The sequence below is a fragment of the Dactylosporangium vinaceum genome, from assembly GCF_019904175.1.
In the GTDB taxonomy this organism is placed as follows: Bacteria; Actinomycetota; Actinomycetes; order Mycobacteriales; family Micromonosporaceae; genus Dactylosporangium; species Dactylosporangium vinaceum.
The window spans coordinates 5226342-5241113 of sequence record NZ_CP061913.1 but is presented as its reverse complement, the minus strand read 5'-3'; the positions used below and the strand labels follow the sequence as shown (position 1 = coordinate 5241113).

General features: G+C 74.2%; 11 protein-coding genes. 8 read left to right on the top strand and 3 right to left on the bottom strand.

The genetic code is table 11. The features are described from left to right. Nucleotides 1-104: 104 nt before the first annotated feature. The 6 genes from ppdK (at nt 105) to Dvina_RS23455 (ending at nt 7912) form a co-directional block, all read left to right on the top strand. The gene (ppdK, locus tag Dvina_RS23480; RefSeq protein WP_223104612.1) at nt 105-2651 is read left to right on the top strand and encodes a pyruvate, phosphate dikinase; all 2547 of its coding nucleotides are present in this window, start codon (nt 105-107) and stop codon (nt 2649-2651) included. A gap of 20 nt (nt 2652-2671) precedes the next feature. Next, a complete protein-coding gene (locus Dvina_RS23475) occupies nt 2672-3538 on the top strand; it encodes a universal stress protein (RefSeq protein WP_223104611.1) in 867 nt (288 codons plus the stop codon). Nucleotides 3539-3551: 13 nt separating this feature from the next. Beyond that, nucleotides 3552-6266, top strand: a complete 2715-nt coding sequence (locus tag Dvina_RS23470) for a cation-translocating P-type ATPase (RefSeq protein WP_246656394.1) — start codon at nt 3552-3554, stop codon at nt 6264-6266. Nucleotides 6267-6271: 5 nt separating this feature from the next. Further along, nucleotides 6272-6496 (top strand): SHOCT domain-containing protein, encoded by a 225-nt coding sequence (locus Dvina_RS23465; protein WP_223104610.1) that lies wholly within the window; start codon nt 6272-6274, stop codon nt 6494-6496. A gap of 131 nt (nt 6497-6627) precedes the next feature. Beyond that, nucleotides 6628-6948, top strand: coding sequence for an HPF/RaiA family ribosome-associated protein (locus tag Dvina_RS23460; protein ID WP_223104609.1), 321 nt, complete (start codon nt 6628-6630; stop codon nt 6946-6948). A 91-nt stretch (nt 6949-7039) separates the two neighbouring features. Next, nucleotides 7040-7912, top strand: coding sequence for an alpha/beta fold hydrolase (locus Dvina_RS23455; RefSeq protein WP_223104608.1), 873 nt, complete (start codon nt 7040-7042; stop codon nt 7910-7912). A 12-nt stretch (nt 7913-7924) separates the two neighbouring features. Here Dvina_RS23455 and Dvina_RS23450 read toward each other — a convergent pair whose 3' ends face one another. Both Dvina_RS23450 and adhE read right to left on the bottom strand, forming a co-directional pair. Then, nucleotides 7925-8899 carry an Acg family FMN-binding oxidoreductase gene (locus Dvina_RS23450; protein WP_223104607.1) on the bottom strand — a complete coding sequence of 325 codons (975 nt, stop codon included), beginning with the start codon at nt 8897-8899 and terminating at the stop codon, nt 7925-7927. A 27-nt stretch (nt 8900-8926) separates the two neighbouring features. Continuing rightward, nucleotides 8927-11539, bottom strand: coding sequence for a bifunctional acetaldehyde-CoA/alcohol dehydrogenase (adhE, locus tag Dvina_RS23445; RefSeq protein WP_223104606.1), 2613 nt, complete (start codon nt 11537-11539; stop codon nt 8927-8929). A gap of 125 nt (nt 11540-11664) precedes the next feature. Here adhE and Dvina_RS23440 point away from each other — a divergent pair, with 125 nt between their 5' ends. Both Dvina_RS23440 and Dvina_RS23435 read left to right on the top strand, forming a co-directional pair. Continuing rightward, nucleotides 11665-12684, top strand: coding sequence for an Acg family FMN-binding oxidoreductase (locus Dvina_RS23440; protein WP_223104605.1), 1020 nt, complete (start codon nt 11665-11667; stop codon nt 12682-12684). After that, nucleotides 12684-13916, top strand: coding sequence for an acetyl-CoA hydrolase/transferase family protein (locus Dvina_RS23435; protein WP_223104604.1), 1233 nt, complete (start codon nt 12684-12686; stop codon nt 13914-13916). Before Dvina_RS23440 ends, Dvina_RS23435 begins: the two co-directional genes overlap by 1 nt. Nucleotides 13917-14025: 109 nt before the next feature. Here the strand turns inward: Dvina_RS23435 and Dvina_RS23430 are convergent, their stop codons facing one another. Beyond that, a complete protein-coding gene (locus tag Dvina_RS23430) occupies nt 14026-14712 on the bottom strand; it encodes a CBS domain-containing protein (RefSeq protein ID WP_223104603.1) in 687 nt (228 codons plus the stop codon). Nucleotides 14713-14772: the final 60 nt, after the last annotated feature.

Genomic DNA, 14772 nt, shown 5'->3' with positions numbered 1-14772 from the left:
GCGGCGCGACGGTTCCGGGCAGGGGCGCAGGTCCCGCCGTCACCGGGCCGTCGGCCCTACACGGGGCCGCCCGGGCGCGCCTAGCTTGGCCGTGGAGGTGTGCGATGACCAAGTACGTCTACGACTTCGCCGAGGGTGGCCGCGACCTCAAGGACCTGCTCGGCGGCAAGGGCGGCAACCTCGCGGAGATGGCCCGTCTCGGGCTGCCGGTGCCACCCGGCTTCACCATCACCACCGACGCGTGCCGGGCCTTCCTGCGCACCGGCCGCGCGCCGTACGGCCTGGACGACGAGATCGAGCTGCACCTGGAGCGCCTGGAGGAGCGGGCCGGCCGCCGGTTCGGCGATCCGGCCGATCCGCTGCTGGTGTCGGTCCGCTCGGGCGCGAAGTTCTCGATGCCGGGCATGATGGAGACCATCCTCGACGTCGGCCTGACCGACGCGACGGTGGCCGGCCTCGCGGCCCGGACCGGCGACGAGCGGTTCGCGCAGGACTGTTACCGGCGGCTGATCCAGATGTACGGCCGGACCGTCTGCGGCATCCCGGGCGACGCGTTCACCGGCGACTCGGTCGAGCGGCACAAGGCGATCTTCCGGGAGTACACCGGGCACGACTTCCCCCAGGACCCGCGCGAGCAGCTCGACACGGCGATCCGGGCGGTGTTCACGTCCTGGAACTCCGAGCGCGCGGTGCTGTACCGCCGCCAGGAGCGCATCCCGTCGAACCTCGGCACCGCGGTGAACGTGGTGGCGATGGTGTTCGGCAACCTGGGCGCCGACTCCGGGACCGGTGTGGCGTTCACCCGCGACCCGGCCACCGGCGAGCGCGGGGTCTACGGCGACTACCTCGCCAACGCCCAGGGCGAGGACGTCGTGGCCGGCATCCGCAACACCATGCCGCTGCAGGACCTCGAGCAGCGCGACAAGGCCTCCTACGACGAGCTCATGTCGATCATGGCCACCCTCGAGGAGCACTACAAGGACCTCTGCGACATCGAGTTCACCATCGAGCGCGGCAAGCTCTGGATGCTGCAGACCCGGGTCGGCAAGCGCACCGCGGCCGCCGCGTTCGTGATCGCGTCCCAGCTTGTCGACGAGGGCCTCATCGACCTCGACGAGGCGCTGACCCGCGTCACCGGCACGCAGCTGGCGCAGCTGATGTTCCCGACCTTCGACTTCACCGGCGGCCCGCGGCGCATCGGCACCGGCGTCGCCGCATCGCCCGGCGCGGCCGTGGGTGTCGCCGTGTTCGACTCGAAGCGCGCGGCCGAGGTCGCCGCGGACGGCACGCCTGTCATCCTGGTGCGCCGGGAGACAAACCCCGACGACCTGCCCGGCATGATCGCCGCCCAGGGCATCCTGACCAGCCGCGGCGGGAAGACCTCGCACGCCGCCGTCGTCGCCCGCGGCATGGGCAAGACGTGCGTGTGCGGCGCCACGCTCGACGTCGAGCTCAACGAGGGCGACCTGGTCAGCATCGACGGCACCGCCGGCGCCGTCTACCTCGGCGCGGTGCCGGTGCAGCCCTCACCGGTGGTCCGCTACTTCGAGGGTGAGCTGGCGCCGGACGCCGACCCGCTGGTGCGGGCCGTGGACCGGCTGCTGACCCATGCCGACAAGCGCCGCCGGCTCAGCGTGCGGGCCAACGCCGACACCGCCGCCGACGCGGCCCGGGCCCGGCGCTTCGGCGCGCAGGGCATCGGCCTGTGCCGCACCGAGCACATGTTCCTCGGCGCCCGCCGGACCCTTGTGGAGCGGCTCATCCTGGCCCGCACCGCGGAGCAGCGCGAGGCCGCGCTGGCCGCCCTGCTGCCCCTGCAGCGCGACGACTTCACCGCGCTGTTGCGCGAGATGGCCGGGCTGCCGGTCACCATCCGGCTGATCGATCCGCCGCTGCACGAGTTCCTGCCGCCGCTGGAGGAGCTCGCCGTGCGCGTCGCCCGGGCCGAGGAGCGCGGCGAGGACCCCGGGCACGACCGCGACCTGCTCGACGCCGTGCACCGCCTGCACGAGGACAACCCGATGCTGGGGCTGCGCGGCGTACGCCTCGGCCTGGTCATCCCCGGCCTCTTCGCGATGCAGGTCCGGGCGATCGCCGAGGCCGCGGCCCGCGTCCCCGGCTCCCGGGCCGAGATCATGGTGCCGCTCGTCGGCGCCGTCCAGGAGCTGGAGACCGTGCGCGCCGAGGCCCAGCGGCTGCTCGCGGAGATCGGCGTCGCGGCCCGCATCGGCACCATGATCGAGGTCCCGCGGGCCGCCCTCACGGCGGGCGAGATCGCCCGCGCCGCGGACTTCTTCTCGTTCGGGACCAACGACCTCACCCAGATGGGCTGGGGCTTCTCTCGCGACGACGTCGAAGGGGCGTTCTTCCGCCAGTACTTCGAGCTCGGCATCTTCGGCGTCTCGCCCTTCGAGTCCATCGACCGCGACGGCGTGGGCCGGCTCATCCGCATCGCCGTCGCCGAGGGCCGCACCGCCCACCCCGGCCTGCACATCGGTGTCTGCGGCGAGCACGGCGGCGACCCCGACTCGGTGCACTTCTTCCACGAGGTGGGCCTCGACTACGTGTCCTGCTCACCGTTCCGCGTCCCGGTCGCCCGCCTCGAAGCCGGCCGGGCCGCCGTCGAGGCCACCGGCTCCGACAGCCGCTGAACTGCCGTCAGGAGGCAGCCATGAGCACCAACGCGAACCCACCCCGGATCGTCGTCGGCTACGACGGCTCCGACCCGGCCCGCCAGGCGGTCGAGTGGGCCGCCGACGAGGCCGAGCGCACCGGATGCCAGCTGCAGATCGTCAACACCTACCAGGTGTACTGGCCGGGCCCGTACTACGCCGCGGTCGGTGAGCAGCTCGAAGCCGCCCGGCAGGCGGCCGAGCAGCTGGTCTCGCAGATGGCGGCGCACGTGCGCGAGCGCGCCTGCGGCCTGGACGTGATCGGCCTGAGCATCGACGCCCCGGCCGCCGCGACACTGCTCGACCTCGGCGACGCCGGGGCCCGGCTGCTCGTCGTGGGCAGCCGCGGCGCCGGCGGTCTGAGCAACCTGCTGATGGGCTCGGTGAGCCAGCAGGTCGCCACCCACGCCCACGTCCCGGTCGCGGTCGTGCGCGGCCGCAGCACGGCGGCCGACGGCCCGGTCGTCGTCGGCGTCGACGGCTCCGCCTCCAGTGAGGACGCCCTCGCGCTGGCCTTCGCGGCCGCCGCCGACCGCCACACCGAGCTGATCGCCGTGCGCATCCACGCCACTCCCCCGCAGCCGGCGCTCCCCCTGCCCGACATCGAGGCGTTCGAGCGGGCGGCGCTGGACAGCTCGCTGGAGCCGTGGCAGGAGCGCTATCCGGACGTCAAGGTCGAGGCGCTCGTCGCCCCCGGCCGGGCGGCCAAGGCGCTCCTCGGTGTCTCGCACACGGCGCAGCTCGTGGTCGTCGGGAGCCGGGGCCACGGCGGCTTCGCCGGCCTGCTGCTGGGCTCGGTCGGCCAGCAGCTCATGCACCACGCCGAGTGCCCGGTGCTGATCGCCCACGGGCGCCGGGACGAGTGAGCGGCCCGCCGCCATGACCACAGTGACCGGCCAGCTCCCCGCCGCGCAGGACCCGCGGGAGCCGATCGACCTGCTGATGCGCGACCTGCGCTGCGGCGCGGGCGGCCTCCCGGCCCGGGAGGCCGCCCGCCGGCTGGTCGTGTACGGACCGAACGAGCTGACCCGGCGGGGCGGGCGGCGGTGGTGGCGCGAGCTGGTCCGCCAGCTCGTCCATCCGCTCGCCGCCCTGCTCTGGCTCGCCGCCGCCCTGGCGCTCGTGGCCGGCACCACCGCGCTCGCGGTCGCGATCGGGGTCGTCGTGATCGTCAACGCCGTGTTCGCGTTCGTCCAGGAGCAGCAGGCCGAGCGGGCCGTGGAGGCGCTGGCCGCCTACCTGCCCCAGCGGGCGACGGTGCTGCGCGACGGCGTGCGCACCGCGATCCCGGCCGCCGACCTGGTGCCGGGCGACGTCCTGATGATCGAGGAGGGCGAGCGCATCTGCGCCGACGCCCGGCTCATCGAGGGCGGCGTCGAGGTCGACCTGTCGACCCTCAACGGTGAATCCCTGCCCGCCTACCGCTCGGCCGCCGAGACGGACCGGGGCGGGCCGCTGCTGGAGTCGCGCGACCTGGTCTTCAGCGGCACCAGCTGCACCGGCGGCGAGGCCACCGCCCTCGTCTACGGCACCGGCATGCGCACGGAGCTCGGTCGCATCGCCGCCCTGACCCAGCGGGTCGGCCGCGACGAGAGCCCGCTGGAAGCCCAGGTGAAGCGGGTCGCCTGGCTCATCGCGCTGGTCGCGGTCACCGCCGGGCTGGCCTTCCTGCCGCTCGGCACGTTCGCCGCGCACCTGTCAACGGCCGCGGCGTTCACGTTCGCCATCGGGCTGCTGGTGGCCAACGTACCCGAGGGCCTGCTGCCCACCATCACGCTCGCGCTCGGCATGGGGGTGCGTGAGCTGGCCCGCGGCGGTGCCGTCGTCAAGCGGCTCAGCGCGGTCGAGACCCTCGGCTCCACGACAGTGATCTGCACCGACAAGACCGGCACGCTCACCATGAACCGGATGCGCGTCACCGCCGTGTGGACGCGGCCGCAGCGCATCGAGCTCGAGCCCGGGCACCCCGCGCCGCTCGCTGCCACGCTGCGGCTGGCCACGGCGGCGGCCCGCTGTAACAACGCCGGTCTGGAGCCGGAGACCGGCGACCCCACGGAGATCGCGCTGCTGCACGCCGCGGCCGACCTCGGCGTGCCGGTCGACGCCGCCGCGCGCCGCCGCGACCGGCGCCGCCAGTTTCACTTCGACCCGGCCCTGCGCCGCATGTCCACCGTCGACGAGATCGACGGCGAGGCGTGGCTGCACGCCAAGGGCGCGCCCGAGGAGCTGGTGCCGCTGTGCTCGCGGATCGCCGGGGCCACCGGCGACCACGACCTCATCGGGGCCGACCGGGCCGCTGTCGGCGCGGCCGTGGCCGAGCTCGCCGCGCACGGCCTGCGGCTGCTCGCCGTCGCCGTGCGCCGGCTGCCGCCGGGGCCGCCGCCCGAGCGGCGGGAGGACGCCGAGCGCGACCTCACGCTGCTCGGGCTCATCGCGATGTTCGACCCGCCGCGGCCGGAGGTCGCCGCCGCCGTCGAGCGCTGCCACACCGCCGGGATCCGGCTGATGGTGGTCACGGGCGACCACGGGCTCACCGCCGCCGAGATCGCCCGGCGGGTCGGCATCGGCACCGCGGAGACGCCGATCGTCACCGGTGCCGAACTGGATGCGATGCCCGAGGCGCAGCTCGACCGGCTCCTCACCGACCACCGGGAGCTGATCTTCGCCCGCAGCTCTCCCGAGGCCAAGCTGCGCATCGCCGACGCGCTGCGCGCCCAGGGCCACGTGGTGGCGATGACCGGTGACGGCGTCAACGACGCGCCGGCGCTGCGGCGGGCCGACATCGGCGTCGCGATGGGCGTCGCCGGCACCGACGTGGCCCGCGAGGCCGCGACGATGATCCTCACCGACGACAACTTCGCCACCGTCGTCACGGCCGTGCAGGCGGGCCGCCGCGTCTACGACAACGTGCGCAAGTTCATCCTCTACATCTTCGCCCACGCCACCCCCGAGGTCGTGCCGTTCCTGGTGTTCGCCCTCTCCGGCGGGGCCGTCCCGCTGCCCCTGACGGTGCTGCAGATCCTCGCCATCGACCTGGGCACCGAGACGCTGCCGGCCCTGGCGCTGGGCCGCGAGCCTGCCGAGCCCGGGCTCATGCAGCGCCCGCCGCGCACCCGCGGGCAGGGCGTCATCCAGGGCCGGATGCTGGTGTGGGCCTGGGCGGTCCTGGGCGGCGTCTCGGCGCTGCTCGTGCTGGCCGCGTTCCTCGCCACGCTGCTCGCGGGCGGCTGGCACCTGGGCGACCCGACCGGGCCGGGCACGCCGCTGCACCTCGTGTGGCGGGAGGCGACCACGATGACGTTCCTCGGCATCGTGGCCTGTCAGATCGGCACCGCGTTCGCCGCCCGCACGCAGACCGCGCCGCTGCGGGCCGTCGGGCTGTTCACCAACCGCCTGCTGCTGTGGGGCGTCCTGTTCGAGGTCGCCTTCGCCGCCGCGCTTGTCACCGTGCCGGCCCTGCGCGGCCTCTTCGACACCGCGGTGCCCGGCTGGGACCGGCTCGCGCTGCTACTGCCCATGCCGTTCGTGGTCTGGGGAGCCGACGAGTTGTGGCGGGCCCGGCTCCGGCGCCGGGACCGCCGACCAGGGAGATGAGACCCATGATGTGGCATCACACGTACGGCATGGCCGGGTATCCGCTCGACGGCCTCCTGCTGATCGCCCTGCTGTTCCTGGCCGCCGCCGGGGCCGCGGTGTACGCGCTGCGCCGCCGTGATCCGGCCGGCGGGCGGGACGCGGCGGCGCTGCTGGCCGACCGCTATGCGCGCGGTGAGATCGACGACGAGGAGTACCAGCGCCGCCTCGACCATCTGCGCTGGCCGTGACGCCGACGCGGCCGGACGGGACCTCGGTCCGGGCGGACGGGCCGGAAGACTCTGGGACCGCACCGGCCGGCGGAGATCAAATGATCTCAGGCGGAGATCTCCCGCCGCGCGACGGCGAAAGGACGATGACGATGTCCCGCACTCACGACGAGGTCGAGGTCAACGTGCAGCTGCAGCCGGGCATGGAGCCGCAGGTGCAGTACTACGCCCGTGACAAGGTCACCGCGGTCCTCGGCCACACCGACCGGCCGGTGCTCTTCGCCCGCGTGCGGCTCGACCAGATCGGCAACCCGGCCGCCGACCGCCCGGTCACGGCCCGCGCCGAGATCGACCTCAACGGCCGGGTCCTGCACGCCGAGGCGCACGGCGACACCCCGTACGAGGCGCTCGACCTGATGCAGGACCGCCTGCAGAGCCGCCTCGACCGGCAGCACGCCCACGAGCACCGCTGAACCGGCGGCCCAGCGCGGCGGCCCGGGCCCGGACGGCCCGGGCCGCCGCCGTGCGTCACTGTCGTACGCTCGGCGCTGACGGGAGGCCGACATGACGCTGGCGCCGAGGCCGGTCGCGGTCCGGGTGGTCGCGGGTGCGCGGCTGGAGTACCGCTTCGAGCGGCGCCGGGCGGGCGTGCTGCTCGTCCTGCACGGCGGGCACATGCGGGCGGGGCTGGCCCTGGGTGAGGAGTCGTTCGCGGCGGCCGGCTGGAGCGTGCTGGCGCCGTCGCGGCCCGGCTACGGCCGCACGGCACTGCCCGGCGACGGCTCCCTGGTGCGGTACACCGACGCCGTGCGGGCGCTGTGCGACGAGCTCGGGATCGCCCGGGTCGCGGCGGTCGTGGGCATCTCCGGCGGCGGCCCGGCCGCGATCGCGCTGGCCGCCCGCCACCCCGACCTGGTGCAGCGGCTGGTCCTGATCAGCGCGGTCGGACCGCTGCCGTGGCCGGACCGGCGCACCCGGCTGGGCGGGCAGGTGGTCTTCCGGCCCGGGGTCGAGGCCGTCACCTGGGCGGCGATCCGGCTGGCGCTGCGGATCGGCGGCCGCCGCGCGCTGCGGGCGCTGGTGGCCGGGGTGTCGACGGCCCGCGGGGCGGCGGCGCGGGCCGGGATCGGGCCGGCCGACGAGGAGATGCTGCGCGCGCTGTTCGGGGCCATGCGCTCGGGCCGGGGCTTCATCCGGGACCTGCGGCCGGAGCCGGTCGACTGCGGGTCGGTCCGGTCACCGGCCCTCATCGTCGCGTCGGCGACTGACGGCGGCGTGCCGTTCGCCCAGGCCGAGGCGCTTGCGGCCCGGCTGCCGCGGGCGACGCTCGTCGTGAGCCGCGCGGCCGGGCATTTCGTGTGGTGTTCGCCCGACTGGCCGGCGATCGCCGAACGCATCGAGGCGTTCCTGCGAGCACCGGCCGGCCGGGTGGAGTGAGGGCCTGGCGTCTCAGGGCAGGCCGATGACGTCCGTGCCGGAGCGCCGCACGGCCGGCGGAACGGGGTCGGCGTCGCTGACCGGCACGCCGATGCGCAGGGCGATGGCCGGGTGGCCGACGCCGCCGAGCAGCCGGTGCAGGGCCAGGCGGACCGGCGCGACCTCGATCACCTCGCTGATCGGGGAGGCGGCCAGGCCGCGGGCGGTGAGCGTGAGCCAGACGTCGGACAGCGCCTCGCCGGCGGTGAGCCAGTCCGCCGGCTCGTCCGCGTCGGTCACCAGCAGCGCGTACACGGTGCCGCGGTCCTGTCCCGGGCCCGGCTCCAGCGACGGCGGCCGGGCCGGGGACAGGTTGCGGGGTGCGATGCTCCGGCGGCCGGGCGCGGTGAGACTGCGGGCCGTCACCCCGTCGCGGTCGTCGCGGCTGCGGGTCGTCCAGGTCAGCACGTCGGCGCTCATGCCGGGGTCGGTCTGCTCGGCGGCGCCCGCATGGGCCACGGCCGCGGCGAGGGCGGTCAGCTGGTCGGGCGGGACCGTGTGCAGATGCACGTTGTGGCGTTCGGCGGCGGCCCGCAGTTCGTCGACGACGGCCGCGGCGGGCGGCTCGTCGGCGAACGGGCGGCGGTCGGTCCGGCGCTGGTAGATGGCGCGGTAGAGCTCATCGTCCGGGTCGATCGGCGAGCCCTGGCGCAGCCGGGCGATCAGGTCCGGCCGGGCCGGGTCGGGCCGGCGCTCGATCTCGGCCCGGTAGCCGGCCGCGCGCAGGGCCACCGTCGCGTGGTGCAGGGCGGTGCCGCAGCTCAGCAGCAGCAGGCGGCCGTCGGGGTCCAGGCCCGGCAGTTGCCGGGCCCGGTCGGCCCACAGTTCGCCGTGGGTGGTGGCCAGCCGCCAGCGCCACGGCTGGGTGTTCAAGATGGACGGTGCGCGCAGCGCCGCGATCGTGGCCTCGGCGATCCGGTCGATCTCGGCCCGGCCTGGCTTCGTCATCGTCCGCTCCCTTCACGAGAAGCCGCGTCAGCGTTCGGTGGTGCCGTAGTACGCGGTGCGCATGATGTCGCGCAGGTCGTCGAGCATCGGCATCCGCGGGTTGGCCGGCGCGCACTGGTCCAGGTAGGCGTTCATCGCCTGCTGTGGCAGCGCCGCCAGGAAGGCGTCCTCGTCCACGCCGGCCGCGCGGAAGGACGGCTCGATGCCGACCTCGGCGCGCAGCCGCTCAAGGGCCCGGGCGTAGGACTCGACGCCCTCCTCCGGGGTCGCCGCGGGCAGGCCAAGCATCCGGGCGATGTCCTGGAAGCGCTCCGGGGCCACGTACCGCTCGTACTTCGGCCACGAGTTGAGCTTCGCCGGAATCCGGCCGTTGTGCCGGACGACGTGCGGCAGCAGGATGGCGTTCGTGCGGCCGTGCGCGATGTGGAACGTCGCACCGAGCGTGTGCGCGCAGGCGTGCACGATGCCGAGGAACGCGTTGCCGAACGCCATGCCGGCTATCGATCCCGCGTTGTGCATCTTCTCGCGGGCCACCGGGTCGGCGGCGCCGCGGTGCACGGCGTTGGCGAGGTTGCCGAAGATGAGCCGGATCGCGTGCAGGGCCAGGCCGTCGGTGTAGTCGCTGGCGTACACCGAGACGTACGCCTCCGTCGCGTGGGTGAGCGCGTCGAAGCCGCTGTCGGCGGTCACGCTCGGCGGCAGGTCGGCGGTGAGCACCGGGTCGATGATCGCCACGCTCGGCGTCAGCGCGTAGTCGGCCAGGGGGTACTTCATCCCGGTCGCCGTGTCGGTGATGACCGCGAACGGCGTGATCTCGGCGCCGGTGCCCGAGGTGGTCGGGACGCACACCAGCCGGGCCAGGGTGCCGAGGGTCGGGAAGGTGAAGGCGCGCTTGCGGATGTCGAAGAACTTCTCGCGCATGTCCGCGAACTCGGTGCCGGGGTGCTCGTACAGCAGCCACATCACCTTCGCCGCGTCCATCGGCGAGCCGCCGCCGAGCGCGATGATCGTGTCCGGGCGGAACTGGCGCATGAGCTCGGCGCCGCGCTCGACGGTCGCCATCGTCGGCTCCGGCTCGACGTTGTCGAGGATCTGCACGGTGACCGGGTTGACGCCGGCGCGCAGGGCGGCGCGGATCCGGTCGACGTACCCGAGCCGGGTCATCGTCGGGTCGGTGACGATCGTGACGCGGTGCACGCCGGGCATGTCGGCCAGGTAGCGGATCGCGTTGGGCTCGAAGTAGATCTTCGGCGGGATCTTGAACCACTGCAGGTTGTTGGTACGCCGCCCGACCCGCTTGATGTTCAGGAGGTTGACCGCCGAGACGTTGCCGGACACCGAGTTCCTCCCGTAGCTGCCGCAGCCGAGGGTGAGCGAGGGCAGGAAAGCGTTGTACACGTCGCCGATGCCGCCCTGCGACGACGGCGAGTTCCAGATGATGCGCACCGCCTGGACCCGGCGGCCGTACTCCTCCGCGACCTCGGCACTCGCGGTGTGGATGACGGCGCTGTGCCCGCGGCCGTCGAACTGCACCATCCGCTCGGCCAGCTCGAACCCCTCGTCCCGCGAACCGGCGCGCAGGACCGCCAGGACCGGGCAGAGCTTCTCGCGGGTCAGCGGCTCCTGCGGGCCGACACCGGCGACCGGCACCAGGATGACGGAGGTCTCGGCGGCGACGGTGAACCCGGCCTGAGCGGCGATCCAGGTCGCGCTCCGGCCGACGATGTCGGGGTTGACCCGCGTACCCCCGCCGAATATCAGCTTTTCCAGCAGCAGCTTCTCGTCGGGGGTGGCGACGTGCGCGTGCAGGCGCTCGAACTCGGCGACGGCCGCCTCGGCGATCTCGTCGTCGAGGATGACGGCCTGCTCCGAGGCGCAGATCATGCCGTTGTCGAACGTCTTGGAGACCACGATGTCGTGCACCGCCCGCACGACGTCGGCGCTGCGCTCGACGTACGCGGGAACGTTGCCGGGGCCGACGCCCAGCGCGGGCTTGCCGGCCGAGTACGCGGCCCGGACCATCGCGCCGCCGCCGGTGGCCAGGATGACCGCCACGCCGGAGTGCGCCATGAGCGTCTGCGTCGCCTCGATCGACGGCTGTTCGACCCACTGGATGCAGTCGCGGGGCGCACCGGCCGCGACCGCGGCGTCGCGCACGACCCGCGCGGCCTCGGCGCTGCACCGCTGGGCCGCCGGGTGGAACGCGAACACCACCGGGTTTCGGGTCTTGAGCGCGATGAGGGCCTTGAAGACCGTGGTCGACGTCGGGTTGGTCACCGGCGTGACGGCGCAGACGACGCCGACCGGGTCGGCGATCTCGACGATGCCGTCGATCTCGTTGCGGGCCACCACGCCGACGGTCCGCAGGCCGGCCAGGCTGTGGGCGATGTGCTCGGAGGCGAAGACGTTCTTGACCGCCTTGTCCTCGAACACGCCGCGGCCGGTCTCCGCGATCGCCAGCTCGGCCAGGCGGCCGTGCGCGCTCAGTGCGGCCACTGACGCCTTCTTCACGATGTGGTCGACGCGTTCCTGGTCGAGCCCGGCGTACTCCTCCAGCGCACCCAGAGCCCGCTCCACCAGCCCGTCGATCGCGGCGGCGGTGGTGGCCTCGGCGCTCGTCGCAAGTGCGGTCACCGTCATGACATTCCTCCTCGGTCCACTGCAATCCAACGCCGCACGGGCCGCCCCTTCCAGAGCCTGCGGACCCGCCGGGCCGGGTCCAACGGCCCTGCCGGAAGCGGACCCGGGCCGGTGATCCTGGGCGCATGGCCGAGCAGCTTTCGGAGCGAGCGGTCGCAGCCTGCCTGCGCGCCGCCGTGGCCGCCCCGTCGATGCACAACACCCAGCCGTGGCGGTTCCGGTTCGACGGGGCCGCCTTCGACGTGTTCCCCGACGCCGAGCGCGCCCTGCACAGCGCCGACCCCGACGGGCGGGCGCTGCACATCAGCGTCGGTGCGGCCGTGTGCAACCTGCGGGTCGCGCTGGCGGCCGGCGGGCGAGTGTCCCGCCTGGAGCCGGCGGGCGAGCGGTCGTCGCGCCTGGAGCTCGCCGGCCGGCGGGGGTCGCTCCCGGAGCACGCCGGCGCGGCGGTGCGTGTGATTGCCGGGGGCGTGCGCGAGCCGAGCCCGGACATGCAGGCGCTGGCGCTGGCGATCGCGCGGCGGCGGACCAATCGGGAACCGTTCGCCGACGCCGCGGTACCCTCGGCGCTGCTCGAGTCCTTGCAGCGGGCGGCGGCCACCGGCCGGGCCCGGCTCGTGGTGCTCGACCCGGTGCGCCGCGGCGCCGTGCTGGCCATCACGCAGGCCGCCGACGCGTGGCTGCGGGCCGACCCCGGCTACCGGCGCGAGCTGGCGCGGTGGACGAGCGAGCACGGCGACCGGCGCGACGGTGTGAGTGCCGCGGTCTTCGGCGCGAAGGCCACCACGGCCGCCCTGCCGCTGCGCGACTTCGGCCTGGAGCTGCCCCGTCTGTCGCGGGCGGCCGCCCGGTTCGAGCGGCATCCGACGGTCGTCGTCCTGCACGCTCGCGGCGACACCCCGGCGGCCTGGCTGGAGGCGGGCGCCGCGCTGCAACGCGTCCTGCTGACCGCCACCGTGCACGGACTGTCGGCGCAGCCGATGACGCAGGCGCTGGAGGTGCCGCACCTGCGCCGGCTGCTCACCCCGCCGGGCGAACGCTGGTATCCGCAGATGATCCTGCGGATCGGCTACGGCGACCAGGTCGCGGCGAGCCCGCGCCGGCCGCTGCGCACATTCGTCACCCAGCTCGCCGGAGCAGCCTGATGCGCACCGTGACCGAGTCCCAGCTGAGCCGGGTCCTCGCGGGGCTGACCGGCGTGCCCAGGATCGTCGCCGGCGGCAACTACGCCAGCCCGTTCCGGCTGCTCGCCGTCGCCGACGCGAGCATCGCCGAGTTTCGGCTGGTGATGCTCAACGCCCAGCCCGGCATCCCGGACCGCGAGGGCGTCACGCACGAGACGTCGTTCGTCGGGCCGGGGATGCGCGGCGGGGCGCGGCTGCGGTACTTTCCCTGCCGGCTCTCGCTCGTCCCGCACCTGCTGCGCCAGCGCCTGGTCCCGGACGTCGTGCTCGTGCACACCGCGCCACCGGCCGGCGGCGCGCTCAGCCTGGGCGTGGAGGTCAACGTGCTGCCGGCCGCGATCGAGGCGGTCCGGGCCCGCGGCGGGCTGGTCATCGCCCAGGCCAACCCGGCGATGCCCGTCACCTACGGCGACGCCCAGATCCCGGTCGACGCCGTCGACTACCTGGTGGAGTGCGACGAGCCGCTGCCCACCCACACGCCCACGGCGCCGGATGCGACGTGCGGGGCCATAGGGGCGAAAGTGGCGGCTCTGGTACCGCCCCACGCGACTCTGCAGCTGGGGATCGGCGCGATTCCGGACGCGACGCTCGACGCGCTGCTGGACCGGCGGGGTCTGCGGATCTGGTCGGAGATGTTCAGCGACGGCGCGCTCGCGCTGGAGAAGGCCGGAGCGCTCGACCCGTCGACACCGATCACGGCGTCGTTCTGCTTCGGCTCCGCCCAGCTGTACGACTGGATCGACAACAACCCGCGCATCCGCATGCTGCGCACCGAGAAGACCAACGACCCGGGCACGATCGCCGCCCACCCCGCGCTGATGAGCATCAACAGCGCACTGCAGGTCGACCTCTTCGCCCAGGCCAACGCCAGCCGCATCGGCGGGCGCACCCACTCGGGCTTCGGCGGCCAGACCGACTTCATCGTCGGCGCGATGCACTCGCCGTCCGGCCACGCCATCATCGCCCTGCGGTCCTGGCACCCGAAGGCCGACGTGTCGGCGGTGGTGCCGCTCCTGACCGGCCCGGTGACGTCGTTCCAGCACAGCTACATCGTGACCGAGCAGGGCACCGCCCAGATCTGGGGCCGCGACTGCGTCGAGCAGGCCCAGCAGATCCTCGACCACGCCGCCCACCCGGCGGCCCGCGACGACCTCCGCACCGCCGGCCGCCGGCTGGGCCTGCCGCTGCGCTGAGCGGGCATTGCCGGACGAGACCCGGCCCTCGTCACGGTTGCAACACGAGACCCGGCCCTCGTGACGAGAGCCGGGTCGCCTGGTGGAGCCGGGTACTGCGGGCCGGGCCTCAGAACATGACGGGGGCCTGGTAGGGGCGGGGCTCGTCGTCGGTCTCGGCGGAGAGCTGGCTCACCACGTCGACCACGCCGTCGGTGCGCTCGATCTGGCGGATGACCACCGGGATGAGGGAGGCGCGCTCGACCTGGCCCAGGAGGGTCACCACGCCGTCGTCCACCTCGACGCGCAGCTGGGAGTGGTCGATGCCGACCAGGCCGGCCAGGGCGGCGTCCTGGATCTCGCGGCGGATGTCCTCGTCCGCGCGGAGGAAGACCTTGAGCAGGTCGCGCCGGGTGACCATGCCGATCAGGCGGCCCAGGTCGTCGACGACCGGCAGGCGTTTCAGGCCGGCGGACTCCATGATCCGGGCGGCGGCCGGAAGGGAGGCGCGGCCGGTGATGGTGATGGCCGGGGCGTGCATGAGCTCGCCGGCGGCGGTGGCGTGGGCCTTGGTGCGGGCCTGGCGGGTGTGGCGGCTCTCGAAGAGGCGGACCCGGTCGTCGTCGCCGGCGAACTCGATCTTCGTCAGCAGGTCGGCCGACGACACGATGCCCACGACCCGGTCGAACTCGTCGACGACCGGCAGCGCGTTGACCTCGTGCAGTTCGAGCAGGTCGATGATCTCCTTGAACGGCGTGTCCTCCTGGACCGACACCGCGCCGACGGTCATCACGTCGGCGACATCCCAGCGGCTCATCACGGCCTCCTTCACCCGGTCTGTGTCACATACCGAACGTATGACCGGCCGCCGCGCTCG

Bases quoted from the DNA above. Each gene is read 5' to 3' on its own strand.
- Dvina_RS23460 (WP_223104609.1), top strand. From the start codon at position 6,628: ATGTCCCGCACTCACGACGAGGTCGAGGTCAACGTGCAGCTGCAGCCG.
- adhE (WP_223104606.1), bottom strand. From the start codon at position 11,539: ATGACGGTGACCGCACTTGCGACGAGCGCCGAGGCCACCACCGCCGCC.
- Dvina_RS23455 (WP_223104608.1), top strand. From the start codon at position 7,040: ATGACGCTGGCGCCGAGGCCGGTCGCGGTCCGGGTGGTCGCGGGTGCG.
- Dvina_RS23475 (WP_223104611.1), top strand. From the start codon at position 2,672: ATGAGCACCAACGCGAACCCACCCCGGATCGTCGTCGGCTACGACGGC.
- Dvina_RS23435 (WP_223104604.1), top strand. From the start codon at position 12,684: ATGCGCACCGTGACCGAGTCCCAGCTGAGCCGGGTCCTCGCGGGGCTG.
- Dvina_RS23440 (WP_223104605.1), top strand. From the start codon at position 11,665: ATGGCCGAGCAGCTTTCGGAGCGAGCGGTCGCAGCCTGCCTGCGCGCC.
- Dvina_RS23450 (WP_223104607.1), bottom strand. From the start codon at position 8,899: ATGACGAAGCCAGGCCGGGCCGAGATCGACCGGATCGCCGAGGCCACG.
- Dvina_RS23430 (WP_223104603.1), bottom strand. From the start codon at position 14,712: ATGAGCCGCTGGGATGTCGCCGACGTGATGACCGTCGGCGCGGTGTCG.
- ppdK (WP_223104612.1), top strand. From the start codon at position 105: ATGACCAAGTACGTCTACGACTTCGCCGAGGGTGGCCGCGACCTCAAG.
- Dvina_RS23470 (WP_246656394.1), top strand. From the start codon at position 3,552: ATGACCACAGTGACCGGCCAGCTCCCCGCCGCGCAGGACCCGCGGGAG.
- Dvina_RS23465 (WP_223104610.1), top strand. From the start codon at position 6,272: ATGATGTGGCATCACACGTACGGCATGGCCGGGTATCCGCTCGACGGC.